General features: G+C 64.7%; 21 protein-coding genes and 1 pseudogene. 8 read left to right on the top strand and 14 right to left on the bottom strand.

Annotated features, from left to right (window positions below):
- Nucleotides 1-91: 91 nt before the first annotated feature.
- On the top strand, nucleotides 92-484 hold the full coding sequence (locus J2R80_RS30780) for a hypothetical protein (protein WP_141340458.1): 393 nt from the start codon (nucleotides 92-94) through the stop codon (nucleotides 482-484).
- A gap of 382 nt (nucleotides 485-866) precedes the next feature.
- Nucleotides 867-4,334, top strand: a complete 3,468-nt coding sequence (locus tag J2R80_RS30775; protein ID WP_253639916.1) for an AAA family ATPase — start codon at nucleotides 867-869, stop codon at nucleotides 4,332-4,334.
- Between the two features lie 151 nt (nucleotides 4,335-4,485).
- Here J2R80_RS30775 and J2R80_RS30770 read toward each other — a convergent pair whose 3' ends face one another.
- The 6 genes and pseudogenes from J2R80_RS30770 to J2R80_RS30745 all read right to left on the bottom strand — a co-directional run.
- Nucleotides 4,486-5,640 carry an acyltransferase gene (locus J2R80_RS30770; protein WP_246786586.1) on the bottom strand — a complete coding sequence of 385 codons (1,155 nt, stop codon included), beginning with the start codon at nucleotides 5,638-5,640 and terminating at the stop codon, nucleotides 4,486-4,488.
- A 70-nt stretch (nucleotides 5,641-5,710) separates the two neighbouring features.
- A complete protein-coding gene (chrA, locus tag J2R80_RS30765) occupies nucleotides 5,711-6,934 on the bottom strand; it encodes a chromate efflux transporter (protein WP_200844443.1) in 1,224 nt (407 codons plus the stop codon).
- A gap of 334 nt (nucleotides 6,935-7,268) precedes the next feature.
- Nucleotides 7,269-7,790, bottom strand: coding sequence for an OsmC family protein (locus J2R80_RS30760; protein WP_076832005.1), 522 nt, complete (start codon nucleotides 7,788-7,790; stop codon nucleotides 7,269-7,271).
- Between the two features lie 291 nt (nucleotides 7,791-8,081).
- Complete coding sequence (locus tag J2R80_RS30755; protein ID WP_028344824.1) at nucleotides 8,082-8,576, bottom strand: ferritin-like domain-containing protein; 495 nt, start codon at nucleotides 8,574-8,576, stop codon at nucleotides 8,082-8,084.
- Between the two features lie 32 nt (nucleotides 8,577-8,608).
- Complete coding sequence (locus tag J2R80_RS30750) at nucleotides 8,609-8,812, bottom strand: hypothetical protein (RefSeq protein ID WP_038377181.1); 204 nt, start codon at nucleotides 8,810-8,812, stop codon at nucleotides 8,609-8,611.
- Nucleotides 8,812-9,045: pseudogene (locus J2R80_RS30745) on the bottom strand (LysR family transcriptional regulator); the annotation flags it as partial. The gene J2R80_RS30750 and the pseudogene J2R80_RS30745, both read right to left, overlap by 1 nt.
- A 101-nt stretch (nucleotides 9,046-9,146) precedes the next feature.
- On the opposite strand from J2R80_RS30745, the gene J2R80_RS30740 reads away from it, so the two are divergent.
- A complete protein-coding gene (locus J2R80_RS30740; protein ID WP_141340461.1) occupies nucleotides 9,147-10,136 on the top strand; it encodes a zinc-dependent alcohol dehydrogenase family protein in 990 nt (329 codons plus the stop codon).
- 109 nt (nucleotides 10,137-10,245) lie between these two features.
- On the opposite strand, the gene J2R80_RS30735 is transcribed toward J2R80_RS30740, so the two are convergent.
- On the bottom strand, nucleotides 10,246-11,718 hold the full coding sequence (locus J2R80_RS30735; protein ID WP_253639915.1) for a YdiU family protein: 1,473 nt from the start codon (nucleotides 11,716-11,718) through the stop codon (nucleotides 10,246-10,248).
- Between the two features lie 200 nt (nucleotides 11,719-11,918).
- On the opposite strand from J2R80_RS30735, the gene aspS reads away from it, so the two are divergent.
- Nucleotides 11,919-13,694, top strand: a complete 1,776-nt coding sequence (aspS, locus tag J2R80_RS30730; RefSeq protein WP_141340463.1) for an aspartate--tRNA ligase — start codon at nucleotides 11,919-11,921, stop codon at nucleotides 13,692-13,694.
- 117 nt (nucleotides 13,695-13,811) lie between these two features.
- Here the strand turns inward: aspS and J2R80_RS30725 are convergent, their stop codons facing one another.
- Nucleotides 13,812-15,803, bottom strand: coding sequence for a hypothetical protein (locus tag J2R80_RS30725; RefSeq protein ID WP_141340464.1), 1,992 nt, complete (start codon nucleotides 15,801-15,803; stop codon nucleotides 13,812-13,814).
- 232 nt (nucleotides 15,804-16,035) lie between these two features.
- Between J2R80_RS30725 and J2R80_RS30720 the strand changes: the two genes are divergently transcribed.
- Complete coding sequence (locus J2R80_RS30720) at nucleotides 16,036-18,345, top strand: NADP-dependent malic enzyme (protein ID WP_057019906.1); 2,310 nt, start codon at nucleotides 16,036-16,038, stop codon at nucleotides 18,343-18,345.
- A gap of 156 nt (nucleotides 18,346-18,501) precedes the next feature.
- On the top strand, nucleotides 18,502-18,954 hold the full coding sequence (locus J2R80_RS30715; RefSeq protein ID WP_253639914.1) for a DoxX family protein: 453 nt from the start codon (nucleotides 18,502-18,504) through the stop codon (nucleotides 18,952-18,954).
- A 109-nt stretch (nucleotides 18,955-19,063) separates the two neighbouring features.
- On the opposite strand, the gene J2R80_RS30710 is transcribed toward J2R80_RS30715, so the two are convergent.
- From J2R80_RS30710 to J2R80_RS30690, 5 genes are all read right to left on the bottom strand, one after another.
- Nucleotides 19,064-19,492 carry a hypothetical protein gene (locus tag J2R80_RS30710; protein ID WP_253590423.1) on the bottom strand — a complete coding sequence of 143 codons (429 nt, stop codon included), beginning with the start codon at nucleotides 19,490-19,492 and terminating at the stop codon, nucleotides 19,064-19,066.
- A gap of 17 nt (nucleotides 19,493-19,509) precedes the next feature.
- Entirely contained in the window at nucleotides 19,510-20,067 is a 558-nt protein-coding gene (locus J2R80_RS30705) for a hypothetical protein (RefSeq protein ID WP_057019909.1), read from the bottom strand.
- Nucleotides 20,068-20,084: 17 nt separating this feature from the next.
- Entirely contained in the window at nucleotides 20,085-21,080 is a 996-nt protein-coding gene (locus J2R80_RS30700; protein WP_253639913.1) for a polysaccharide deacetylase family protein, read from the bottom strand.
- Between the two features lie 171 nt (nucleotides 21,081-21,251).
- Complete coding sequence (locus J2R80_RS30695; protein WP_141340467.1) at nucleotides 21,252-21,815, bottom strand: glutathione peroxidase; 564 nt, start codon at nucleotides 21,813-21,815, stop codon at nucleotides 21,252-21,254.
- Between the two features lie 128 nt (nucleotides 21,816-21,943).
- Nucleotides 21,944-23,674 (bottom strand): L,D-transpeptidase, encoded by a 1,731-nt coding sequence (locus J2R80_RS30690; RefSeq protein ID WP_253639912.1) that lies wholly within the window; start codon nucleotides 23,672-23,674, stop codon nucleotides 21,944-21,946.
- A 223-nt stretch (nucleotides 23,675-23,897) separates the two neighbouring features.
- Between J2R80_RS30690 and J2R80_RS30685 the strand changes: the two genes are divergently transcribed.
- Nucleotides 23,898-24,455 (top strand): CreA family protein, encoded by a 558-nt coding sequence (locus tag J2R80_RS30685; protein WP_028332339.1) that lies wholly within the window; start codon nucleotides 23,898-23,900, stop codon nucleotides 24,453-24,455.
- 43 nt (nucleotides 24,456-24,498) lie between these two features.
- Here the strand turns inward: J2R80_RS30685 and J2R80_RS30680 are convergent, their stop codons facing one another.
- Nucleotides 24,499-24,723 carry a hypothetical protein gene (locus tag J2R80_RS30680; RefSeq protein ID WP_141340469.1) on the bottom strand — a complete coding sequence of 75 codons (225 nt, stop codon included), beginning with the start codon at nucleotides 24,721-24,723 and terminating at the stop codon, nucleotides 24,499-24,501.
- A gap of 212 nt (nucleotides 24,724-24,935) precedes the next feature.
- Between J2R80_RS30680 and J2R80_RS30675 the strand changes: the two genes are divergently transcribed.
- Complete coding sequence (locus J2R80_RS30675; RefSeq protein WP_143271143.1) at nucleotides 24,936-25,313, top strand: hypothetical protein; 378 nt, start codon at nucleotides 24,936-24,938, stop codon at nucleotides 25,311-25,313.
- The last annotated feature ends 3 nt before the right edge of the window (nucleotides 25,314-25,316 follow it).

The raw sequence follows: 25,316 nt of genomic DNA, 5'->3' as shown, positions 1-25,316 counted from the left end.
TTGCCAGCACGTCGGTGATCTATCTCTCGGGTACCGCCGTCGAGACACGCATCGTGGTCGCGGCTCTCTCAAGCGGATGTTCGATGCCGCTATGACGGCGGAGTTCGGTCACCCGGCGGCGCCGGCTGACTTCTGCTTGTGCTGGCGGACGAGAAATCCCGTCATCTACGTGCTGGGTCGCGCGCAGTGCCGCAGCGTCGTGTCCGCTATCTCGGACGACACGCACGCGGATGATCTCGACGATCTCTGTCTCAAACTGGCTGCAACCCTGTACCCTCGTCAAACCGTCGAGAAGACGACGATGGTGATGCGGGGGGCCTATGGCCGGCTTCGCTATCGCGATGAGCCGACGACCCAAACCTCGCCGGATGTCGACCGATGGTTCGCGCAGACCATCCCCAACAGCGCTGACGCGGTGTTCCGTGCCGGATTGGCGAGCAATCGCTGGTCACGGCACCGGGCAGCGTTGCCAAGGACTGGATAGCCCCAGACGGGCAACTCGGTGGCAGGGGCTGCCTGTCATAGCGCGCAAAATCGAATGGCTCCGCGCGCAAATTCGTGAGTCACGCCGTCGTTCGCCGGGCGCCTTTGTCGCGCCGAGTACCGAACATGCCGGAGGTTGGATGATGGCGCCCGAGGGGGCGACTCTGGTTTCGCCTACAGCGCCATCGCAGTCGGCGAAGGGCCAAAATACCAGCGCGTGCGCTATCTCGAATATCCGAGTGACCGAGGGCAGAGTGCGTCTTCGATCGGTCTGCTCCTTGTTTTCGCACTTTGTGAACGCGTCCAGTCTGGGGTAAACAGGTCCCTTGGCATCGTCGAACGAGGCCCATTGTCGCCAATGGCCCGCAGTCGGACGGATCACAATGCCGGAGAAACAGCCAAGCGCCGATATGGAGGCTGCTCTCAAGCACTGGCTCGAAACCGTTGATCTCGGCCAGTATAGCGACCTCTTTGTCCTGCATCGCATCGGTTTGGACATCCTGCCCGATTTGACCGAGCAGGATCTGGTCGAACTTGGACTTCCGCTGGGAGACCGCAAGCGCTTGCAGCGCGCGGTTGCTTCCCTGACCCGTTCGGCAAAAGGTCCCGCCGGCGGTAGGAGCGTCGCGGAAAGCGCGGCGGTGAGCGCCGAGCGGCGCCAGCTGACCGTGATGTTCTGCGACATGGTCGGTTCGACCTCGCTGTCCGAGCAGTTCGATCCCGAAGACGTCCGCGACGTGATCGCGAGCTTCAGGGAAAAGTGCGTCAGCGTGGTCAAGCGGTACGAAGGCTTCGCGGCCCGCTACCTTGGGGACGGCATTCTGGTCTATTTTGGCTATCCGAATGCGCATGAGGATGACGCCGAGCGGTCGGTGCGTGCGGCGCTCGAAATTGTACGGAGCCTGTCGTCGGCGAGAGCGAGCGACGCCCGCGACGTTGCAAGTCATGGGCCCAGTGTGCGCATCGGGATTGCGACCGGCCTTGTTGTCGTCGGAGACCTGGTTGGACAGGACACCGAGGAGCACGATTCCGCAGTCGGCGAGACGCCAAATCTGGCTGCCCGTCTGCAGGCCTTGGCGCCTCCGGACGGCGTCGTGATTGCATCTTCGACGCAATCCCTGCTGAGAGGAAAGTTCGACTACCAGGACTTCGGATTTCACGCGCTGAAGGGGATATCCGCGAAGGCCCAGGCCTGGCTCGTGGTTCGGCCCTGCCGCGCCGAGACGCGATTTGCCGCAGCCATGGGCTCCCGATTGACGCCGCTGGTCAACCGCACCGAAGAGGTGGCGTTGCTGCTCACGCGTTGGCAGCAAGCGAAAGCCCATGAGGGGCAGGTCGTGCTGCTGACGGGCGAGCCGGGAATTGGAAAATCCAGGATCGTTCAGGAATTGCGGGAGCGGATCGCGGGTGATCAGCACGGACAAGTTTCGTTCCAGTGCTCTCCCTATTACAGCAGCACCGCTTTTCACCCCTTCATCGAGCATCTCAAATTCTCGCTCGGCCTTGACGGCGAGAACGCGTCTGCGCTTTGGCTGACAAAGCTTGAAGCTGGTGTCGCCGCCTCGAACGGCGAGGCGGACACAGTGGTGCCGATCCTTGCGGCGTTGCTTTCAATTCCCACCGGGGACCGCTACGCGGCCCTGGATCTCTCGCCGCAACAGCTGAAGGATGCGACGATCGCCACGCTCGTCAACCATCTGCTCGCGCAAGCGCGCGAGCAGACGCTCCTGATCGATTTTGAGGACGCACATTGGATCGATCCCACCTCGCGGGCCGTGCTCGATCTGCTGGTGGAGAACGTTCGCACCACGTCGATCCTTGTCGTGATCACCTGTCGTCCGGAGTTTCAGCCGGGCTGGAAGGATCGCGCGCACACCATCAGTGCGAACCTCAAGCGTCTCGGCCGACAGGTCCGCACGATATTGGTCGAACGTGTGGCTGGAGAAAAGGAGCTTCCCCGAGAGGTGATTGAGGACATCATTGTCAAAACCGATGGCGTGCCGCTCTTCCTTGAAGAGCTGACCAAGGCCGTTCTCGAATCCGACGTCTTGACTGAGCAACATGGACGTTACGTCTTGTCCGGTCCGTGGCATCAGCTCGCTATTCCCGCGACATTGAACGATTCCCTGATGGCCCGCCTCGACCGGATGGGATCATTCAAGAAAATCGCGCAGATCGGCGCCACCATCGGCCGCGAGTTTTCTTATGAGATCCTTCGCGAGGTTGCCGAAGCGCCGGCGGACCAGATCGAAGCCGCCCTGAACCATCTGGAGGCAGCCGGATTGATCGTCCGCTTCGGCTTTCTGCCGGAGGCGCTGTACTCGTTCAAGCACGTGATGATCCAGAATGCGGCGCATGAAAGCTTGTTGCACAGGGAAAGACGGACGCTGCACGCCAAGATCGGACGCGTGCTGGCCGAAAAATATCCGGAAAAGATCGAGCGCGAACCGGAGCTTCTCGCCTACCACCTGACCGAGTCTGGACAAAGCGAGCCGGCTGCGGGTTTCTGGCTCAAGGCCGGAAAGCAGGCCGCAATGAAGGGTGCGACTCTGGAGGCGATCGGTCATTTGCGTCGTGGGCTCGGGGTTCTGCAAGCCTCACCCGGCATGCAGGGCCGAAGCGAGTCCGAGCTTGAGCTTCGCATCGCCCTGGGCACCGCCCTGATCGCGGCAAAGGGATACGCCGTGCAGGAAGTCGAGGAGAACTATGTTCGCGCGCTCGAACTCGGCCGGAATCTTGGCAACATGGCGAAGGTCTTTGCGGCGACGCGCGGACTTTGGGTGTGCCACTTCATCCGCGGCGATCTCGCACGGGCGCATGAGCTGAGCGCGGAGCTCCTGCAGTTCGCAAGGCGCGAGGCATCGAACCAAAGTTCGTCCGCGACGCAACAGACGGGATATCTGATCGAGGCGCATCGGGCGATCGCGATGACCATGCTGTACCGCGGGCGGTTTGTCGCCGCCGAACATCACCTTCATCGCTTCAGGAATCTGTACAGTCCTGATCTACACGGCGCCCTGACGGCAACGCATGGCATCCATCCTGGCATCGTCTCGCTCTCGTATCTCGGGTACGTGTCGTGGTTTCTGGGCCGTCCTGACGCGGCGCGCCGATATAGCCAGCAGGCTATTTCGGAAGCGGAAGACCTTCGCCACCCCTTCACGTTATCATTTGCGCTGACATTCGGCGCTTACGTTTGCCAGCATCTCCGCGATGTCGAAGGGACCCACGACTACACCAACAGGGCACTGGCTCTCTCATCGGAACAAGGCTTCCTGCATTGGAAGCATCAGACGACCATCCTGCGAGGATGGGCGATGACCGAGCTCGGGAATGTCGATGAGGGATTGAACCAGATGCGAATGGCTATCGACGCCTACGAGGGCATGAGCGCCCGGCTAGCCAGTTGCTGGTTCAGAAGCCTGCTCGCGAAGGCTTATGCAAGTGCCGGCTTGCCGGATGCTGCCTTGCACGGACTCGACAGCGCACTGGCGATCGGGAGAAGAACGGGAGAGCATTTTTACGAAGCCGAGATCTATCGTCTGCAAGGTGAGATGACGCTCAATGACTCGAGATCATCGTCCGTTGAATCCGCCGAGCGAATGTTCCTCGCCTCGATCGAGCTGGCGCGCAGGCAAAGCGCGCGGTCCTTTGAATTACGGTCAGCTGTCAGCCTGGCGCGCCTATGGCGACATTCCGGCAAACAGGCGCGAGCGGCCGAGCTGTTGCTACCCGTCGTTCGAACGTTCACGGAAGGTCTAGGTACGCCTGACGTCAAGGAAGCGCTCGAGCTGGCGAATGAACTGGCAATGGAAATGCCCGGAGATCAAGAATGGAGCGGGCGGGTCTAAGGATACAGAGGCGCCCCGGGGCCCGTCCGCCCGCTTGCGCCTGACCGTCGTCTCCACGCATCGCAGATGAATGATGGTGTTCGCTTCGGCCCAAGTTCGCGGCGGCGGCAACGTTGGGTGGATGCTGTTCCGGCGATGTGCGCCGAACTGATCAGCGGTTGGCGATGCTGCTGGCCTCGATTGGCGAGGCAACGTCGTCCCGATCGATCCGGGCTTCGTTCGCGCGAACGCGTGACGGCCATCCGTGCCGCGAGGCCAGCGTCGTCAGCCTGTGCCTGACGAGATAATGCGCGGGGCCTTCGAGGAAGCGCCAGACGAGCCATGCCAGCACCACCATGCCCGTCACGACCAGCGCGGTCGACAGCCCGTCCGGCGTTGGTGTGATCAAGAGCAGGATGACGTAGCCGAGCTGCAGATGCAGCAGATAGAGCGGATAGGTGATGCCGCCGACGGCCCTGACGAGGCCTGCAGGCAGGGCTACCGACTTGATGCGAGTGGCGGCGAACACGATGCCGAGCGAGACGATGCAGATCACCGTCACGACGCGGGGATCGAAGCTGCCATGGGTGTGGACGCCGAGCCGCTCCAGCTTGTGCACGGCCTGGAACGTCGCCGTGCCGATCGCCAGCGTCAGCAGGCTGTACAGCCTGGTGTCGCGCCGTCCCCGGTAGTGCTCATAGATCAGGAGCCCGACGGCGAAGAAGCCGCTGTCGTCGGCCATGAACAGCTTTTCGAACAGGGGAACGTCGAGGGTCAGCTCGTTGGCGAAGGTGATTGCGATCCACGCCACGATGAGCGTGTCGATGCGCCGCGGAAAGATGCCCCAGGCCAGGAACAGCGTGATCCAGACGTAGAATACGACCTCGATCACTAGCGACCAGTAGGCGTCGTCCATGTAGGGCTGACCGAGCATCGGGGCTGCGATAAAGAGGTTTGCCAGCCATTGCCCCCACGTCACGCGGAAGTACGCGTGGCCCAACAGCAGCGTCGCGAGGAAGGTCAGCGTCATGCAGATGACGAAGGTCGGATAGATCCGGCTGAAGCGGGCGATCGCGAAACCGACCGGCGTGCGGCCTTCGGCCGAATAGGCGATGACGAAGCCAGAGATCGCGAAGAACACGGGGACGCCGAGGAAGCCGTATTGCGCGACCGGGGCGAGGTACGGCATCGCCACCTTTTGCACGCCGTTCGATGCCACGCCCCAGAAGCCGTAGTGATACAGGATCACGGCCCCGACCGCGGCAAGCCGCAGCAGGTCCAGCACGGGAACCCGGGTCGGATCCGGTTGTTTAGAAGCGCTCGGCATATATCCGCTATCGTGGCGGCGAGGCATGAAGGCGTTCTTAATCCACCCGGCGAAACGACCGCGCGGTCGTTCACGATTGCAGGAGCCCCGTGGCGATGCCGCCGGCCGCGCTGAGCACGACCACCACGAGCGGCGGCGCGCGCCATGCCGTGAGCAGGACGAAGCCGGCCAGCGCGATGCCGAAATCGAGCGGACGGTGGACGCTGCTGGTCCACACCGGATTGTAAAGCGCTGCCCCCAGAAGGCCGACGACGGCGGCGTTGACGCCGCGCATCATCGCTTGCGCCGCCGGCCGTTTGCGAAAGCTATCCCAGAACGGCAGCGCCGCGAGCAGGACGAGAAGTCCCGGCAGGAAGATGCCGACGAGGCCGACGATCGCGCCCGGCAGGCCGCCGATCACGGCGCCGAGATAGGCGGCAAAGGTGAACAGCGGACCCGGCACCGCCTGCGCGGCGCCGTAGCCCGTCAGGAACGCATCGTCGCCGATCCAGCCCGGCGTCACCACGGCTTCGCGCAGCAGCGGCAACACGACATGGCCGCCGCCGAACACCAGCGCGCCCGAGCGGTAGAAGGCCTCGAACAGGCCGAGGCCGGGCCATGTCCGCGACAGCAGCGGCAGTCCGACCAACAGCGCGACGAACAGGATCAGCGCTGCGACGCCAACGCGGCGCGATACCGGCATCGCGATATGGGTGACCCCGTTGGCCTGTTGCGCCTGGCAGAACCAAAGCCCGGCGACAGCGCCGAGAATGATCGCGCCGATCTGCGCGATCGACGACGAACTGGCGAGGATGACGAGTGCTGCGACCGTCGCGATCGAGGCGCGTTCGCGATCGGGGCAAAGCGAGCGCGCCATGCCCCAGACGGCCTGGGCGACGATCGCCACCGCAACCAGCTTGAGGCCATGCACCAGGCCGCTACCCGCAGGGCCGCTCAATCCGCTGGCGCCGAAGGCAAACAGCACGAGCGCGATCGCCGAGGGCAGCGTGAATCCGGTCCAGGCGGCCAGCGCCCCCAGGTACCCGGCGCGCATCAGGCCGAGCGAAAAGCCGACCTGGCTGCTCGCAGGGCCCGGCAGGAATTGGCAGAGCGCGACCAGATCCGCATAGGCCTGTTCGTCAAGCCAGCGCCTGCGGGTGACGAACTCGTCGCGGAAATAGCCGATATGGGCGATCGGGCCGCCGAAGCAGCTGACGCCGAGCTTGAAGAAGATGAGCAGCACCTCCAGCGGCGAGTGCGTCGAGTTCGCGGTGGCGGGCGGTGTGCCGGGCTGCGGGACGTCGGTGTTGTTCAAGCGTCGTCAATTCCCGCAACTTGTGTCCAGGTCAGGACTTGTCAGCGCGAGTATATCGCCATTCGATGACGTTTGAGCGCCTTATTTCTCGCGGCTCTCACTCGTAGCGGATGTTCTTCGACGGCCGGCGCGCGGCGGGCATCGCCAGCACGACGAGACAGAGCGCGATCATCGCCAATCCCATAAATTCGAATGCAAATGCGTCCACGGGCCATTCTCCCCATCAGAAACAGTTAGACTTGTTGGGGGAGCGTTGACGCGCTGTTAAGCCTTATGGTTACCGCTGCCGGCCTCGGCGCATGGTGGAGAGTGAGTTAACGCTCACATCGCGAAGCTAGGCGGCTACGCTGAGCGGTCCGGTGCGCAGCTTCAGATCCACCGGCGTCGGGTTGCGCAGGATGTCCAGCACGGGGCAATGACGGTCGACGGTTTCCTTCAGCCGGGCGATGTCGGCCGCGGAGGCCGGGCTGTCGATGGCGACCTCGGCCTCGATCTGCTGGAAACCGGCTCGCACGTCTGGATCGACGCTGAAGAAGCCGCGCAGATCGATGGCGCCCGACAGCTTGACGGACACGCCGTTGAGGGGAATGCCGAGCGCGTCGGCATAGAGCCGATAGGTGATCTCCTGGCACGAGCCGAGCGCGGCGAGAATGTACTCGACCGGGTTCGGTGCGGTGTCCTCGCCGCCCAGCGCCGGTGGCTCGTCGACGCTGACGTTGAATTGCCGCACGGCAACGCGGCTATTGACGCCGTCGCCGAGTTGCGAAGTCGCCTGGAACACGGCCTGCGCCTGCGCCGGTTCGGCGCCGAGCGCCTGTTGGGTGTCTGCGAAAACCTGCTTGAACCTGAAGCTCATCGTTCGTCTTCCCCATGGCATCAATCACGAGAGGCTGATCGAACGGCCCATGCAGTGCAATAGTCGCGAGATAAAAACGACAGCAGCTCCGCGAAGCGCGAAATTTGCAGCAGCATTTTTCCCGCGCGCGTCGATGCGTAGGATGAGTAGAGCCAACGGGGCCGCGCAAGGCGCGGCCCGTTGATAGAACTCCGCGAAACCCATAGTGGTGCCGCTCGCGAGATGAGCTCGAGATGAGCTGATGGGTTTCGCTGCGCTCTACCCGTCCTACGGGCCACCCATCCTGCCGTGTCACGCGGCGAGGGCGTCCTGGTTGATCTCGCCCTTGGCGAGCGCCGTCAGCAGCGTGTCGACGTGCCGCTCTTCGTCGAGACTGTCGTGCAGCAGCCGCTGGTCGTCGCGCAGATTGAGCTGACCGGCGAGGGCGGCCGCGCTGCCATAGGCGGCGATCTCGTAATGCGCGAGCTTCTGCGCCGAAGCGACGAGGCCGGCATCGCGCAGATTGTCGTCGGGCAGCAGCGAAACCATCTTGGCGGTCTCGTGGATCAGCGCCTGCATGGCCTGGTCGGTGTGCTCCAGCGGATCGGCCCCGTGCATCCGCAGCAGCGACTTCAACCGCTCGCCCTGCACGATGGTCTCGCGGTGATGGCGGCTGAACGCATCCTTGAGCGACGGATGCGAGGCGATCTCCGCCATCCGCGCCAGCGCCACGGCGAGTTGCTCCTCGACGCTTGCGAGTTCCTGAAGCTCGGCGACATACATGTCCTTGAAGCTGGTGATCCTCATCGTGAAACCCCTCTTGTTTCGGCGTTCGGCGTTCAGGCGGTGTGGCCGCCGGAACCGGAATCGATCGGCGTCTTCTTGGCACGTTGTGGCGTCATCTTCGCCGGGTCCGGTTGCCCGGGCACGCCGCGCGGCCCGAGTTGCCGGCGCTGCAGATCGTCCTCGGAGAAGGGCGGCTCGACGCCGTTCGGGTTGCTGCGCTCGATCGCGGTTTTCAGGTCGTCATCGCGCTGGTTCATGCTGGCGCTCCATCATACACGATGCGGCAGCGCTCGTAATAGGCTTGCCCTGAATCGGTCAGGCTCTGCCGCCGCGTGGTGCGATGGAGCAGGCGGACGCCGAGCCGTTGTTCGAGGAAGCGCACATGCTTGCCGACCATCGGGGCCGACATCTCGAGCGCATCGGCGGCGGCCGCGAACGAGCCGAGATCGACCGCCCTGACGAAGACGGCCATGCTGGTGAGGCGATCCAATTCAAAACTCCTGGTTTCGATTGTCGGAGCTACCGGGTGATTTATCCGGCGATCGCCGCCGGGCATAGCGGCATTCCATTCAATTGTTTTGGAGTTCGCCCATGGCCCGCGGCGTCCGCTTTCACCAGCATGGTGGTCCCGAGGTGCTGCGTATCGAGGAGATCGCGGTTGCGCCGCCGGCGCGCCGCGAGGTTCAGATCCGAGTCAAGGCGCTCGGGCTCAACCGCGCCGAGGCCTCGCTGCGCCGGGGCAGCTATATCGAGACCGCGACGCTGCCGTCCGGCCTCGGGCTGGAAGCCGCCGGGATTGTCGCGGCGATCGGCGAAGGCGTCGAAGAATTTGCGCCGGGCGATGCCGTGAGCATCGTGCCGCCGGTCTCGATGGTGCGCTGGCCGGCCCATGCCGAGCTCGCGACCTTTCCGGCGGAGCTTGTCGTCAAGCATCCGCCCGCGCTCGGTTTTGAAACGGCCGCTGCGGTGTGGATGCAGTATCTCACCGCGTTCGGTGCGCTGGTCGATCTTGCAAGGCTCGGGCGAGGCGAGTTCGTCGTCATCACAGCGGCGTCGAGCAGCGTCGGGCTCGCGGCGATCCAGATCGCCAACCGGATCGGCGCGGTCCCGATAGCGGTGACGCGGACATCGGCCAAGGCGCAGGCGCTGCGCGAGGCCGGCGCGGCGCACGTGATCGCGTCGGCGGAGCAGGATCTGCAATCAAGGCTGGAGCAGATCGCGGGACCGAACGGCGTGCGCGTGGTGCTCGATGCCGTCGGTGGCCCCGCCTTCGTGCCGCTGACGGCGGCGATGGCACCCGGCGGCATCCTGATCGAATATGGTGGACTCAGTCCTGAGCCGACGCCGTTCCCGCTCGCCAACGTGCTCGGCAAGAGCCTGACCCTGCGCGGCTACCTCGTGCACGAGATCGTGCGCGATCCCGCGCGGCTTACCGCGGCGAAGGCGTTCATCCTCGACGGGCTTGCCGATGGCACCTTGAGGCCGATCATCGCCAGGACGTTTCCGTTCGAGGAGATCGTCGAGGCGCACCGGTACCTGGAGTCGAACACGCAGTTCGGCAAGATCGTGGTGACGGTGTGAGGGTCGCACCAACGTCATTGCGAGCGAAGCGAAGCAATCCATCGGCCCGCATGCACGGAGGCATGGATTGCTTCGTCGCTGCGCTCCTCGCAATGACGGCGGAAAGACCTCACGTCCCGCAGAACGTCTGCGTCACGCGCTGCTCGGGGAGCGGCGGATCGGCGTAGGCCGCGAACTGCGGCTGGTCCTCATAGGGTTTTGCCAGCACCGTCAGCAATTCCTCGAACGGCGCGTAGTCATCCGAGTTCACCGCAGCCGCAATCACCGCCTCGATCCGGTGGTTGCGCGGGATGAAGGCCGGATTGACGGCACCCATCGCGGCCTTGCGGTCGGCCGGCGCTTGCGGCTCCAGCGCGAGGCGGGTGCGCCAGCGGGCGGCCCATTCGTCGAACGCCGCGGGATCGGTGAACTGCGCGCGGACGTCTGCGGCGTCATCGCTTGCGGCCTCGCCGAGATGGCGGAAGGTCAGCGTGAAGTCGGCCGCGTTCTTGGCCATCGCGTCGAGCAGATCCTGGATCAGCGCCTCGTCACCGTCGCGCACGGTGAACAGGCCGACCTTGGCGCGCAGGCCGGCGTTATAGGCTGCGGTGAACTTTTCGGGGAATTCGCCGAGGATCACTTGCGCCTGCTCGATGGCGTTCTCCTGCTCGTCCGCGAACAGCGGCAGCAGGCATTCGGCGAGCCGGGTCAGATTCCACAACGCGATGCGCGGCTGGTTGGCATAGGCGTAGCGGCCCATCTCGTCGATCGATGAGAACACCTGCGCCGGGTTGTAGGCATCAAGGAAGGCACAGGGACCGTAATCGATGGTTTCGCCCGAGATCGAGGTGTTGTCGGTGTTCATCACGCCGTGGATGAAGCCGACCAGGAGCCAGCGCGCGACCAGCGCGGCCTGCCGCGCCACGACGCCGGCGAGCAGCGCGTGATAGGGCTGGGCGGCGTCCGTCAGCTCGGGATAGTGCCTGGCGATGACATGGTCGGCGAGCGCGCGCACGCCGTCGGTGTCGCCGCGGGCGGCGAAGAACTGGAAGGTGCCGACGCGGATGTGGCTCGCGGCGACGCGGGTCAGCACCGCACCGGGCAGCGCGGTCTCGCGCATCACGGGCTCGCCGGTGACGACGGCGGCGAGCGAGCGGGTGGTCGGGATGCCCAAAGCGAACATCGCCTCGCTGACGATGTATTCGCGCAAGACCGGACCGAGCGCAGCTCGGCCGTCGCCGCGGCGGGAGAACGGGGTCGGGCCGGATCCCTTGAGCTGGATGTCGCGGCGGACGCCGTCCTTGTCGATGACCTCGCCGAGCAGGATGGCGCGGCCGTCGCCGAGCTGGGGAACAAAGTGCCCGAATTGATGGCCGGCATAGGCCATGGCGATCGGGTCGGCGCCGTCAGGCAGCCGCTTTCCGGCAAGGATCTCGGCGCCTTCCGGCGTCGACAGCAGGTCCGGGTCCAGCCCGAGCTGGACCGCGAGCGGCCGGTTCAGCTTGATCAGGCGGGGGGCGGCCACCGGGGTCGGCGCGACGCGGGCGAAAAAGTTCGCCGGCAGCGCCGAATAGGTGTTCTGGAACGGGAAATGAATGGTCATATCCCGAAGATAGGCCTGCGGGCCGAATAGGCAAACGATTGGCGCCCATCTGGCGCCGGATTGCAGCAAAATCTGCAGTTTCGGGCCAAAAGCGGGCGTTCCCTTGGTTGCCGCCCCGAGCGGGCTCGGGTAAACCCAGCGCCTTCGGATAGGAAGTTTCCTATCGCGATTCTCCTCCGACATCAGTTTTTGGAACGACTATGCATCGCTACCGGTCACACACATGCGGCGCGCTCCGAGAGGGCGATATCGACCAGACGGTCCGGCTTTCGGGTTGGGTTCACCGGGTCCGCGACCATGGCGGCGTGCTGTTCGTCGATCTGCGCGACCATTACGGCATCACCCAATGCGTGGCCGATCCGGACTCGCCGGCATTCGCCGAGGTCGAGAAGTTCCGCTCCGAATGGGTGGTGCGGATCGACGGCAAGGTGCGCCGCCGTCCCGCCGGCACCGACAATCCGGAGCTGCCGACCGGCATGGTCGAGATCTACATCAAGGAGATCGAGGTGCTGGGCCCGGCGGCCGAGCTGCCGCTGCCGGTGTTCGGCGAGCAGGAATATCCCGAAGATATCAGGCTGAAATACCGCTTCCTCGACCTGCGTCGCGAGAAGCTGCACCAGAACATCATGACCCGCGGCGCGGTGGTCGATTCCATGCGCAAGCGGATGAAGGAGCAGGGCTTCTTCGAATTCCAGACCCCGATCCTGACGGCGTCCTCGCCGGAAGGCGCGCGCGACTTCCTGGTGCCGTCGCGCATCCATCCCGGCAAGTTCTACGCGCTGCCGCAGGCGCCGCAGCAGTACAAGCAGCTGTTGATGATGTCGGGCTTCGACCGCTACTTCCAGATCGCGCCGTGCTTCCGCGACGAGGACCCGCGCGCCGACCGTCTGCCGGGCGAGTTCTATCAGCTCGACGTCGAGATGAGCTTCGTCACCCAGGACGACGTGTTCGCGGCGATGGAGCCTGTCATCACCGGCGTGTTCGAGGACTTTGCCAAGGGCAAGCCGGTCACGAAGAACTGGCCGCGGATTCCGTTTGCGGAGGCCGTGCGCAAATACGGCTCCGACAAGCCCGATTTGCGCAACAAGATCGTGATGCAGGAAGTCTCCGAGCACTTCCGCGGCTCCGGCTTCAAGGTGTTCGCGCGCATGCTCGAAGACCCGAAGAACCAGGTCTGGGCGATCCCGGGCACCGGCGGCGGCAGCCGCGCGTTCTGCGACCGCATGAACTCGTGGGCGCAGGGCGAAGGCCAGCCGGGTCTCGGCTACATCATGTGGCGCGAGGGCGGCGAGGGCGCAGGCCCCTTGGCGAACAACATCGGCCCCGAGCGCACCGCTGCGATCCGCGATCAACTCGGCCTCAAGGAGGGCGATGCTGCGTTCTTCGTCGCCGGCGATCCCGAGAAATTCTGGAAGTTCGCGGGTCTCGCGCGCACCAAGCTCGGCGAGGAATTGAACCTGATCGACAAGGACCGGTTCGAGCTCGCCTGGATCGTCGACTTCCCGATGTACGAGTATGACGAGGAGAACAAGAAGGTCGACTTCTCGCACAACCCGTTCTCGATGCCGCAGGGTGGCCTCGACGCACTGACGACGCAGGACCCGCTGACCATTAAGGCGTTCCAGTACGACATCGCCTGCAACGGCTACGAGATCGCCTCCGGCGGCATCCGCAACCACAAGCCGGAAGCGATGGTGAAGGCGTTCGAGATCGCAGGCTATGGCGAGCAGGAGGTCATCGACCGCTTCGGCGGCATGTACCGTGCGTTCCAGTATGGCGCCCCGCCGCATGGCGGCATGGCGGCCGGCCTCGACCGTATCGTGATGCTGCTCTGCGGCACCAACAATCTGCGCGAGATCTCGCTGTTCCCGATGAACCAGCAGGCCATGGACCTGCTGATGGGCGCGCCGTCGGAAGCAACGCCGAAGCAGCTTAAGGAGCTGCACATCCGCACCAACCTGCCGGCGAAGGGTTAGGCGGGCAGGAGAGGTGCGTAGCCCGGATCGAGCGAAAGCGAAATCCGGGGCGGTCCCTCCTGCGGCGACCCCGTTCCCGGATTGCGCTTCGCTCCATCCGGGCTACGGGCGGGAGAATCACAACCCCGTCGAGGCCTCGATCCGGAACTGCGCCAGCGCCGATTGCGGATCGGTCTTGAGGAGCTGCATCAGCTGAAGCGCCGGCGCCTTCGCGCGCGGAGTGAGCTTGATGACCAGCGTCTGTCCCGGCGTCTCGATGAACTGGCCGATCGCGGTGACGAGCGCGGTGGCGTCGGGATTACCCCCGCCGATCTCGCCGCCCTGCGCCTTGATGGCGTCGAGGATGACCTTGCGCGCCTCGTCGCGGCTGACGTTCCGGGTGCGCGCAAATTGAGCGACGGCGAGATCGATGACGCCGAGGTCGTGGACCGCGAGCTCGATCGTGCCGGTTTCGATCTGCGCGGCCGCGCCCATTGCTTCCGCGGCGCTGGTCGAGAATGCCTCACGCGGCACGTTGCCGAGCGTGACCTTCGCCGACGCGCTCAGCAGGCCCGCGATGTCGAGCTTGACCGGCTCGAGCGCGAACGCGCGTGAGGTCTCGGTCCAGACGGCGCCGAGATCGGCGTCGACCGCCATTCGGTCGATCCCGGCGGCGACGAGCGGTTGCTGCCGCGGATCGGCCGCATCGAGCGGCGCCGCCAGCTTCGCGGTCAGCCGCAGCTTGCTCGGGATCGATCCGACGAACTGACCCCAGTCGAGGCTGAGGACGTCGATGTTGACCGGCTTGCCGGTGGCCTTGTAGGGCGACGCGACGCCCTTGACCTCGACGCCTTCGATCAGCGGGAATAGCGCCAGCGCCTGTTCGGCCGACGGCTTCTGCGCGGCGAACTGCGCCGAGAGCCGCATGAAGTTGGCGACGTCGAGCGACTTCAGCGCAAAGCGTCCGACCTTGATGGGACCGTTCGGCGCACGGGTATCGAGTCCCTCGACCGCAAGCTCGCCGATCTTGCCGTGTTCGAAGTTGAACCGCATCGAGGCGAGCTTGAGCGGGCCCTGCGGCGTCTCGACCGAGAGCCCATGCATCTCGGCATCTGCGATTCCGATGCCCGAATAGAGGCCGGCGACCTTGTCCAGCAGTTCGCGTGCCTGGGCGGCAGACGGCGGCGGGCTCCCTTGCGGCGGCATCATTGCCAGCAGCGCCGGCAGTTGCATCCGTGACGGATTGATCCTGGTGTCGTCGACGGTCACTCCCTCGATCCGCATGTTCACGCCGGGCGCGGCGGTAATGACATAAGGACCGGCCGAAACGTGTCCCTGGATCCGGTACTCCCTGTCATCGTTGGCCTTGCCTGGATCGAATATCGCCGCCATCGCGCCGACGTCGATATCGGTCGCGGCGATGTTGGCTAGCTCGCCGGTCATTTTGATCGGCTTGCCGGCCGCCTGCTGGTTGATCGTGAACACAACCTTGTCGGTTTTGCTGGACGCGACCTTTCCGTCCTTCATGTTTTCAATGGCGATGCCCGAATAGGCGAATTCGCCGCCGGCGCCGTCGCCGGCTTTTGCGGCGGCGCTGAAGGTCATCGTTCCGGTCAGGCTAGGCGCAGCGACCGATGATGCGTTGATGCTCGCGAGCAGTCCGAACGCGGACCGGTACAGCTCGAAGATCGACGACGACGCCGGAAGCTGGGGCAGGCTGGCGGGGCCGGAATAATCCTTCACCGTGATCCGCGGCGCCTTGTAGGTCAGTGAGGCGATCGTCGGGGTCGGTCCCGACATGCCGATCTCGACATCGCTGAACTCGACATTGCCGGCGGAGACCCGTGCCGCGTCGGTTTGACCGAGGCCGGTCATCGTGAGACTGGCAATCTTGACGCTGACCGGGGATTGCGTCCCCGACTCGGTGGCGACGTCCGCGATCGTCAGGGTGCGGCTCTTGACGTCGAACGTGATCTTGCCGTGGCTCGCCTTGGCGCCAGTGGCACGGACCTGCTCGAAGGCGGCCTCGACGTCGCGCGTGACCCGGCGCTGGGCGTAGAAGTCGAAACCGAAGAAGCCGGCGGCCGCGATCACAACCACGGCGATCAGGCCGAGCAGAATTTTCTTCATTCGGTCAACTCCGGATCATCAAGGGAAAAAAATTGCCAATCCCGGCCGAATGGCGCGGGGAGGGGCAGGCGTCGATGAACGGCCGGCCCGGACCTGTTGACGGGGATATTATCGGATGTTGCATCCAAGTGGTTGGACATGCTTCACATCCGGCTCGATTTGCCGGACAACTGACTTTTGCCTGGATTAGCACAGAAACAAGAAATTTGGGCCGGAAACGCGGGGAGCACGCATGTCGTCATCGTCTGAAGAACTCCACAACGCGGCGCTCGCCTATCACCGGCTGCCGCGGCCGGGCAAGCTCGAGATCCAGGCGATCAAGCCGCTTGCCAACCAGCGTGACCTGGCGCTGGCCTATTCGCCGGGCGTGGCCGCCGCCTGCACCGAGATCGCCAAGAACCCGGCCGAGGCGGCGACGCTGACCGCGCGCGCCAATCTGGTCGCCGTGGTCTCGAACGGCACCGCGGTGCTCGGTCTCGGCAATATCGGTCCGCTGGCCTCGAAGCCCGTCATGGAAGGCAAGGCGGTGCTGTTCAAGAAATTCGCCGGCATCGACGTGTTCGACATCGAGATCAAGGCCGACACGATCGAGCGCGTAGTCGAGACCGTTGCCGCGCTGGAGCCGACCTTCGGCGGCATCAATCTCGAGGACATCCGCGGACCTGAGTGCTTCGAGATCGAGGCGCAGCTCAAGGAGCGCATGAAGATCCCGGTCTTCCACGACGACCAGCACGGCACCGCCATCATCGTCGCCGCGGCGATCGTCAACGGGCTGTTGTTGAACGGCAAGCAACTGTCTGACGTGAAGATCGTCTGCTCGGGCGCCGGCGCCGCCGCGATCGCAACCCTCAATCTGCTGGTCTCGATGGGGGCGCAGCGCAAGAACATCTGGGTCTGCGACATCGACGGTGTGGTCTATGAGGGCCGCAACACCACGATGGATCGCTGGAAGGCGGTCTATACCCAGAAGACCGACGCACGCGTGCTCGCCGACGTCATTCCCGGCGCGGACATCTTCATCGGACTGTCTGCACCGGGTGTGCTGAAGCCCGAAATGGTCAAGCAGATGGGCGACAAGCCGCTGGTGATGGCGCTGGCCAATCCAGTGCCGGAGATCATGCCGGATGAGGCGCGTCTGGCGCGTCCCGACGCGATGATCTGCACCGGACGGTCGGACTTTCCGAACCAGGTCAACAACGTGCTCTGCTTCCCCTTCATCTTCCGCGGCGCGCTCGACGTCGGCGCCACCGCGATCAACGAGGCGATGAAGCATGCCGCGGTGGACGCGATCGCGCAGCTCGCGCGCGATCCGCCCTCGGATGCGGTGGCCCATGGTTTCGAGAGCGGCGAGACCCAGGGGTTCGGCCCCGGTTCGCTGATCCCGAGCCCGTTCGATCCGCGCCTGATCCTGCGCATCGCGCCGGCGGTGGCCAGGGCCGCGATCGAGTCCGGCGTCGCGACCCGGCCGATTACCAATTTCGACGAATACGCCGCCAATCTCGAACGCTTCGCCTTCCGCTCCGGCCTCACCATGAAGCCGGTGTTCGCCAAGGCGAAGACCCAGCCGGTGCGCGTGATCTACGCCGAAGGCGAGGACGAGCGCGTGCTGCGCGCGACGCAGGTGGTGCTCGAGGAAAAGCTGGCGCGGCCGATCCTGGTCGGCCGTCCGTCGGTGGTCGAGACCAGGATCAAGCGCTTCGGCCTGTCGATCAAGGCCGGCCGCGATTTCGACCTGATCAATCCCGAGGACGATCCGCGCTACCGTTCGTATGTGCAGTCCTATATCGACGTCGCCGGCCGGCGCGGCGTGACACCGGAGGCCGCGCGGACCGTGGTCCGCACCAACAATACCGTGATCGCGGCGCTTGCCGTGTCGCGTGGCGAGGCCGACGCGATGCTGTGCGGCGTCGAGGGCCGCTACATGAGCCATCTGCGCCATGTCCGCGAGATCATCGGCTTCCTGCCGGGGGTCAGCGACTATGCCGCGCTGGCGCTGATGATCACCTCCACCGGAGCCCATTTCCTCGCCGATACCCAGGTGCGGCCGAACCCGAGCGCGGAGGAACTCGCTGAAGTGGCATCGCTCGCGGCGATCCACGTCCAGCGCTTCGCCTTCAAGCCGAGGGTCGCCTTCGTGTCACATTCCGACTTCGGCAGCTATGACACGGATTCCTCGCGCAAGATGCGGCGGGCGACCCAGCTCTTGAAGGACAAGCATCCGGAGATCGAGGCCGACGGCGAGATGCAGGGCGACACCGCGCTGTCGGCGGCGGCGCGGCGCCTGGTGCTGCCGCAGTCGCGGCTGGAAGGCGAGGCCAACATCCTGATCATGCCGAACCTCGATGCCGCCAACATCGCCTACCAGATGATCAAATCGCTCGCCAACGCGTTGCCGGTGGGGCCGATCCTGATCGGTCCGGCGCGCCCGGCGCACATCCTCACCCCCGGCGTGACGGCGCGCGGCATCCTCAACATGACGGCGGTGGCCGCCGTCGAAGCCCAGGAACGCGCCGGCCGCGCGCAGCCGACGCTGTTCGGCTGACGGCCGTTGTTTGAGCACGTTATGTTCGGAAAACCGCAGCGCGGTTTTCCGCATCGTGTTTGAACCGAGATGGATTCGATTTGATCGAGGCAGGTGGAGCGACCATAATCGCTTCGCCTGCTTCGTCCGATTTCTGCCATCCAGTGAGGCCGACCCATGCCAGCGTTCATCACCTTCGGGCGGATCCTGTTCGCCGTGCTGTTCCTCTATTCGGGAGTGAGCAAGCTGTTCGGCATCCAGGCGACGGCGGATCTGCTGGCGGCCAAGGTGACGATCCCGGCCGTGGTCGCGCCCTATACGCAGCAGATCGAAACCGCCGTCGGCATGCCCTTCATGCAGCTGCTGGCGGTCACGATCGGCGGCTTCGAGATCGTCGCGGGGCTGATGATCGCGGTGAACGTGCTGGCACGGTTCTTCGCGATTCTCCTGATCATCTTCGTGTGCTTCGCCACCTTCTACTTCCATGACTTCTGGAATCAGCCGGCGCCCGACAACCTCAGGACGCTGATCGATGCGCTGAAGAACCTGTCGCTGATCGGCGCGCTGTTCATCATCGCCGGCTACGGCCGCGGCCCGCGCCGCGACGACCCGGCCTATGGGGACGTGTAGGACGATACGCAGCTGTGGAGGGCGGGTTAGCCGAAGGCGTAACCCGCCGACCTGCGCATTCGGCAAGAGGGGTGGCGGGTTACGCTGGCGCTAACCCCCTCTGCGACGTTCAGAAAGATGGTCCCCACATAGGTACGCTTTCAAACCTCTCGAGGCGGACCGTTTTCCTGCCAGCCGACGACGCATCAGTGCCAAGTCGCATGATGTCTCGGTCTTTGGTATCGACGCGCAGCTCGAGTTTGCCTGGGCAGTCTTTGGGCTGTTCGATCTCCAGGGCGAACGGAATTGGAAGTGTCTTGCTCATGTTGGGAACCACGAAGGACTGGAAGAGCTTCTCCGAGCCCGTCGGGCTCTCCGGCGTCATTTCGACGAGATAGAAGTATAGGAATTCCCCGACAGAGGCCTTGCGGTCGCCGGGCGCTTGCACGAGTTCGCCGCGCAGGGTGGTTTTGCAGGCGCCGACTGCGCTGGTTGCGACCAGCGACGCCATCGCCACAAGCGCTACGGCCTTCGCCAGGGAGGTCATGCCGTTGTTCATCGCAAGCTGCTCGGGATCTATGCGCTTCGCCGCCACGGCGTCACGCTGACATCCTGCGCGGCATCGATCAGCTGCGGCGCGCCGGCGTGCAGGCCGTGCGCTGACAGCACCTGCTGCGGGGTGCGGGCGGGGACGCCGGGAAAGCACGGCTCGCCGTCGGGGATGCGCACCTTCGGGGCGACCGAGAGCCAGAACGTGTCGTAGCGGTCCATGAACATGCCGAACACGCCGGGGCCGCCGATGATCGCGACCATTCCCGAGGTCACGCCGGCCTCGCGGCTCGCCGTCTCGAACGGGCAGCCGGCGGGATTCCACAACAGCGCCTTCGGATTGTCGGGGTCGGGCGCGGTGGCCGCGACCTCGCTGGTCAGGATCAGCCGCCGCCGCTTCGGCGCGTTCGGCTGCTCTTCCTGGGAGTGACGGCCATGCACGACGAGGTCGGCGCGGTCGAGGGCCGCGGTGAAGAACCGCTTGTCGCCCTCGATCTTGAGGTCGTCGGGCATCACATTCCGCGCATTCGCCAGCCGGCCATCGGCGGAGACGATGACGAAGCCTTCGATACGCAGCGCCGGCACCAGGATTGTCGCCGGCGTTATTGCTGATCGACGGTGGTGACGACGCTGTTCACCGGGCGCGAGCTTACGGTCGGCAGCTTGACGTCCTTGGCGAGCTCATGCTCGTATTGCGGCAGCACCGTCACCGGGAACTTGGCGCGCATCGCGACCACCTTGTAGCCGCCGGCCTTGAGCTGCGTCAGCAGCGTGGGCAGCGCTTCCGCGGTGTGCTTCTGGAAGTCGTGCATCAGGATGATGCCCTTGCCGAGCTTGTTCAGCTTCTTCATCACGGTGTCGATCACCTGCTGCGGCTTGCTCGCCTTGAAGTCGAAGGAGTCGAGGTCGCAGGAGAAGATCGCGATGTTGCGGTTGCCGAGATAGGTCACCATCTCCGGCGGATGCTGCAGCGCCGGGAAGCGGAAGAACGGCGAGGGTGAGGTCTCGAGCGCCCACTTGACCGCAGCGTAGCCGCGCTCGATCTCGTCCTTCTTCTGATCCTCGGTCAGCTTCTTGTTGTTCAGATTGGCGTGCGACCAGGTGTGGGCGCCGACCGTGTGGCCGGCGGCATAGACCTGCCGCAGGATTTCGGGGTGATAGGTCGCGTGCTTGCCGATCGGGAAGAAGATGCCCGTGGTGCATTCATCCGCGAGCGCCTTCAGCACCGCCGGCGTGTTGCCCGGCCACGGGCCGTCGTCGAAGGTCAGCACCACCTCATGGTCGCGCAGGAAGTCGAGCTGCTTGAAATGCTCGAAGCCGAAGCCCGGACCGCCGGTGGTGTCGATCTCGACCGTGCGGCCGACGCCGAGCGCGTTCGGATTGTTGCAGGCGGCGCGCGCCGGCTGTGGCGGTTGCTTCGGCGGAACCGGGGCTGCGGTTGCGGTGGCCGGTGCCGGGGCTGCGGGCGCGGGAGCCGCGGCCGCTGGTGCTGCCGGTGCCGCAGTAGCGCCCTTGGGGGGCGACGTCTGCGACCAAGCTGCGCTCGACGCGAGCAACGATACGGTCCCCGCAAAAATCAGACCTGTCGCAATGCGCATGGCGTGTTCCCTGCTGCTCGCGCGCCCGGCGCCGGCATTGCCGCGACCGGGTCGCTTCGCCCCCAACCGATCGTACCCTAGTCGCAGTGGCGACGCCAAGGCAATGAACGTGGCGAGCGCGTGTCCAAAATCCTCGTCGGATCAGTTAATTCCGGGGATTATCGTCATATCTCAGGCGGCCGCCAATGCCCGTGCGATCCCGGTCTTGATGCGCGTGTCGTCGGGCGCAACCGACTCAGCGAAAACGTCGGCGATGTAGCCGTCGCGGCCGATCAGGTATTTGTGAAAATTCCAGCGCGGCACGTCCTTTGGCCGAACCTCCGCCGCCCAGCGGTAGAACGGATGCGCGCTCGCGCCGCGGACGATTGCTTTCGCCGCGATCGGGAAGGTGACGCCATATTGATGCTGCGCAGTCTCGGCGATCTCGGTCGGGCCGCCGGGCTCCTGGCCGCCGAAATCATTGGAGGGGACGCCAATGATGACGAAGCCGCGATCGCGGAATTCGGTCCAGAGTTGCTGCAGGCCGGCATATTGCGGCGTGAAGCCGCAAAGCGAGGCCGTGTTCACGATCATCAGCGGACGGCCGGCATAGTCGGCAAGTCTGATATCGCCGCCGCCGAGTGCCGGAAATGAGAAGGCGTAGGCGGTGATCCGGCTTATCGCGGGCTGCTCGGCATGCAGCGGGCGGGATGCCGCGGCTGCGGCGATCGCGATCAGGGTCCTGCGGTCCATCATGGTCTCGTCCCCGGAACAGATGTTCGTCGGGATCATAATCCGTAGGGGACGCGCAGGCTTTCAAGAAGGCGTTATTGCCGGAGGCGAGTAGCCCGGATGGAGCGAAGCGAAATCCGGGATCGATCGCCTCAACGCAGCGGCAGGATGAAGTCAGTGCCTTCGCCGGTCTCGCCCTGGTTCACACCGAGGTCGGAGACGATGATCGATCCGCCGGTGCCGAGCGCTTCGCTGATCCGCGCCATCACGTCGGCCGGAATCGAGATGCGGTCGAGCGCCTCGGCCGGACTGTTGGTCACCGGCTGCGGCTTGGCCTCGGCCACCGCTGCGGCCGCGACCTTGCGGCGATGCGAGGTACGCTCTTCGACGTCGATGCGGGCGACGTTGCGGGTCGGCAGCGTTACCACCGACCAGCGCAGCAGGTTCGTATCGGTCTTGTCGGCTTGTGCGGTGAACACATGGGTGCCGAGCGGCCGGTCGCTTGCCGCGATCGTCACCGGCACCTCGAACAGCGGTGCAAAATTCTGCCGCACGTACAGCTTGGAATCCTTGCGGCTGATGAACACCGCGATCTGGCCGGCGCGCTTCGGCACGTCGATCCTGGCGGTGCCCGGCAGCCGCGCCGGATCCTTCTTGGCGTCGGGCGCATCGGCTGCAGTCGCTGCCTCGGCGGGCTTGTCAGCGGCCTTCGAGGCATCGGCCTTCGGTGCGTCGGTCTTCGGTGCATCGATCTTGGGCGCCTCGGCAACACCAGGCTTGGCGGCGTCCGCCTTCGGCTCGTCGGCCTTGGCTTCCGCCTTCGCCGGATCGCTTGCGGAGACCTCGCTCTTTGGCGTGTCGGTGCTGGCGGTGGTTTCGCCGACCGTGTTGTCATCTGTGGTCGGGTTGCTGTCGTGGCCGGCGGAATTGGTCTCGGCCGGCTTGTCGGCGGCGGCCGTCTCGGGCTTCACTGTCTCGGACTTGTCGGCTGCGATCTTCTCCGCGATGGCGTCGCGCGCCGTGGAAGAGGATGCATCGGACATTGTCACTGACGCACTCGCTGCCGGCATCGCGCTGCTGGCGTCGGCGGTGTGGGTGTTGTCGCGCAGCGACGCGGCGGCATGGCCGACGCTGCTGCGCAAATCGAGATTGGACTGCTTGTCGGCCCCCTTGTCGCTCTTCACGCCGAGCGGCGCATCCATCTTCAGAATGTCGTCGGCAACCGGCTGCTGCGGCGCCACCTTTTGCGCGACCAGCAGCGGGTGCGAGAAACTTTCCGGCGAGATCGTGCCCGGCGTGACGAAGACGCGGGCGCCCATCCGCGTCCAATTGTACATCTTGACCGCGAACGACATCGGCATGCGGATGCAGCCGTGGGACGCCGGATAGCCGGGCAGCACGCCGGCGTGCATGGCGATGCCCGACCAGGTGATGCGTTGCATATACGGCATCGGCGCGCCGCTGTAGATGTTGGACTGGTGATACTTCTGCTTCTGGATGACGCTGAAGACACCCATCGGGGTCGAATGCCCCTTCATGCCAGTCGACACCGGGCTCTCGGCATAGAGGCCGTTGGCGTCGTAGAGGCTGACCCGCTGCTGGTCGATCGAGACCGAGATGATCAGGGGACCTTGCGGCTTGCTGCCGGCCTCCTTCTCGATCGCCGGATTCTTCTTGGCTGTGTTGCGCTTCGGCTTTTGCCGGTGCGGCTGCGGCATCGGCTCGTAGTCGCCGTAGAAGGCGGAGTCGCGGTTCCAGTAATAGAGCGCTGCATCGGCCTGCGTGGAGGCGGCGACGGTGCCGGCGGTCGTCAGAATTGCCAGCTGCCAGAACCGCTCATTCGCGAAGTCAAAAACCGAAATCCGCCGTCCACCTGCGCGCATATTCCGAATCCCAGTCCAAACTACATGTTGGTTGTCGCAGACGCACAAAGCGTTCACCAGCGCAAGCGATCTAACCCTTCCGTGAGGGCGGTATTTTCGACGAAAGAGTAACAAAAAAGCCTCACAAGAGGTTAAAGCGCCGCGTTCGATCACCGAACTGTCAGCGCCTTCCTGTGCGGCGTTTGCGCACTACATAGGCGGGACCCACCCCGCGGAGACCTCAATGACATCGAGAACTGTGAGCTTGTGTGACCTGCGACGGTTGTCTCGATGGGGATGCGCGGTGCTGCTGATGTTGCTGGCTTTGGGGCAGGCGGGTCCTGCGGTCGCGGCCGACGAGCCGGACCTGATCTTCCGCCGCTCCACCGTGTTCAAATGGGTGAGCCCCAACGACAAGCTCGCGACCTATGGCGTCGACGATCCCGAGGTCGAGGGCGTCGCCTGTCACTTCACGGTGCCGGAGAGGGGCGGCTTCAAGGGCTGGCTTGGCCTTGCCGAGGAAGTCTCCGATATCTCGCTGGCTTGCCGGCAGATCGGGCCGATCCGCTTCAAGACCAAGCTCGGGCAGGGCGATGACATGTTCAGCAAGCGCCGGTCGCTGTTCTTCAAGAAGATGCAGATCGTGCGCGGCTGCGACGCCAAGCGCAATGTGCTGGTCTACATGGTCTATTCGGACCGCCTGATCGAGGGCTCGCCAAAGAACTCGACGTCGTCGGTGCCGATCATGCCGTGGGGCGCGGCCGATGCTGCCGTGCAGAAGTGCGGCGAGTTCATTCAATAGCTGGAGCAGGGGCTTGGCCCAGGCGGCTGAGGCGGTGGGCGAGCTAGCGCTCGGTTTGCCCGAACGGCTTCGCGCTGATGCCAAGGCCCGGTTTGACCTTCGAGTCGCGGCAGCCGACGAGGCGGACCAGCTTCTGCGGCGCGCACTCATTGTCGCCCATCACGTAGGCGCCTTGCTGCGGCATCGCGGCCGTCATCTGCTGCTGGCCGGATTTGCTCGCCGCGGATTCATTGCCAACACCAATGTTGCCATTGCCCACGACTGACATCCTTCGTTGGATCGGGAGGGATCACGACAACGTGCCACCGCGAAGATGGTTGCACGGCACGCAGACATGAGTCGACGAAACCGCCGCCCGGTTCACCGCCGCCCTTGCTGTGCTGCTTCTCCTCTCAGCAGAGGAAAGTTAACAAAGCGCGGTAGCTCGTTCAGTTTGCACGCATAATTGGCCGTCGTTCCGGCAGTGGCCGAGGTCCGGCATTGTCGCGCGAAGTTTTCAACAGCTTTTCAGTCACGCTTCTGCCGCTGAAATCATTGGTGTTTTCCGCCGAATGTTTCGTGGACCGCTGGTCGACGAAACAATTCGAGTTCCGACGAAACCATTTTCGGCTTGTTCCGCAGAACTCCGGAAACGGCAGATCGTTATCAGACCGTCACACAACGGCGCCGGATGCCGAGCGGAATAACGGAGACTGTCAGATGCGAACCATGAGCCTGATCCTCGCCCTCGCCTTTGTGATGGCCGGTTCGTCAATGGCAGGCTCGCCGGACAGCGGTTTGCCCGGGATCGGCACCTTCTCCTATAACGGCTCGCCGGTGGTCACCCCGGCCCCGATGGTGCTGGCGCAGGCCAACTGAGCG

Origin of the sequence: Bradyrhizobium sp. USDA 4541 (assembly GCF_024171085.1) — a bacterium.
GTDB classification, from domain to species: domain Bacteria; phylum Pseudomonadota; class Alphaproteobacteria; order Rhizobiales; family Xanthobacteraceae; genus Bradyrhizobium; species Bradyrhizobium australafricanum.
This window is presented reverse-complemented; position numbering and strand designations above follow the sequence as displayed.

Coding starts and splice junctions, on each gene's coding strand:
- J2R80_RS30780 (WP_141340458.1), top strand. CDS start 92: ATGACGGCGGAGTTCGGTCACCCGGCGGCGCCGGCTGACTTCTGCTTG.
- J2R80_RS30775 (WP_253639916.1), top strand. CDS start 867: ATGCCGGAGAAACAGCCAAGCGCCGATATGGAGGCTGCTCTCAAGCAC.
- J2R80_RS30770 (WP_246786586.1), bottom strand. CDS start 5,640: ATGCCGAGCGCTTCTAAACAACCGGATCCGACCCGGGTTCCCGTGCTG.
- J2R80_RS30760 (WP_076832005.1), bottom strand. CDS start 7,790: ATGAGCTTCAGGTTCAAGCAGGTTTTCGCAGACACCCAACAGGCGCTC.
- J2R80_RS30755 (WP_028344824.1), bottom strand. CDS start 8,576: ATGAGGATCACCAGCTTCAAGGACATGTATGTCGCCGAGCTTCAGGAA.
- J2R80_RS30750 (WP_038377181.1), bottom strand. CDS start 8,812: ATGAACCAGCGCGATGACGACCTGAAAACCGCGATCGAGCGCAGCAAC.
- J2R80_RS30740 (WP_141340461.1), top strand. CDS start 9,147: ATGGCCCGCGGCGTCCGCTTTCACCAGCATGGTGGTCCCGAGGTGCTG.
- J2R80_RS30735 (WP_253639915.1), bottom strand. CDS start 11,718: ATGACCATTCATTTCCCGTTCCAGAACACCTATTCGGCGCTGCCGGCG.
- aspS (WP_141340463.1), top strand. CDS start 11,919: ATGCATCGCTACCGGTCACACACATGCGGCGCGCTCCGAGAGGGCGAT.
- J2R80_RS30725 (WP_141340464.1), bottom strand. CDS start 15,803: ATGAAGAAAATTCTGCTCGGCCTGATCGCCGTGGTTGTGATCGCGGCC.
- J2R80_RS30720 (WP_057019906.1), top strand. CDS start 16,036: ATGTCGTCATCGTCTGAAGAACTCCACAACGCGGCGCTCGCCTATCAC.
- J2R80_RS30715 (WP_253639914.1), top strand. CDS start 18,502: ATGCCAGCGTTCATCACCTTCGGGCGGATCCTGTTCGCCGTGCTGTTC.
- J2R80_RS30710 (WP_253590423.1), bottom strand. CDS start 19,492: ATGAACAACGGCATGACCTCCCTGGCGAAGGCCGTAGCGCTTGTGGCG.
- J2R80_RS30700 (WP_253639913.1), bottom strand. CDS start 21,080: ATGCGCATTGCGACAGGTCTGATTTTTGCGGGGACCGTATCGTTGCTC.
- J2R80_RS30695 (WP_141340467.1), bottom strand. CDS start 21,815: ATGATGGACCGCAGGACCCTGATCGCGATCGCCGCAGCCGCGGCATCC.
- J2R80_RS30690 (WP_253639912.1), bottom strand. CDS start 23,674: ATGCGCGCAGGTGGACGGCGGATTTCGGTTTTTGACTTCGCGAATGAG.
- J2R80_RS30685 (WP_028332339.1), top strand. CDS start 23,898: ATGACATCGAGAACTGTGAGCTTGTGTGACCTGCGACGGTTGTCTCGA.
- J2R80_RS30680 (WP_141340469.1), bottom strand. CDS start 24,723: ATGTCAGTCGTGGGCAATGGCAACATTGGTGTTGGCAATGAATCCGCG.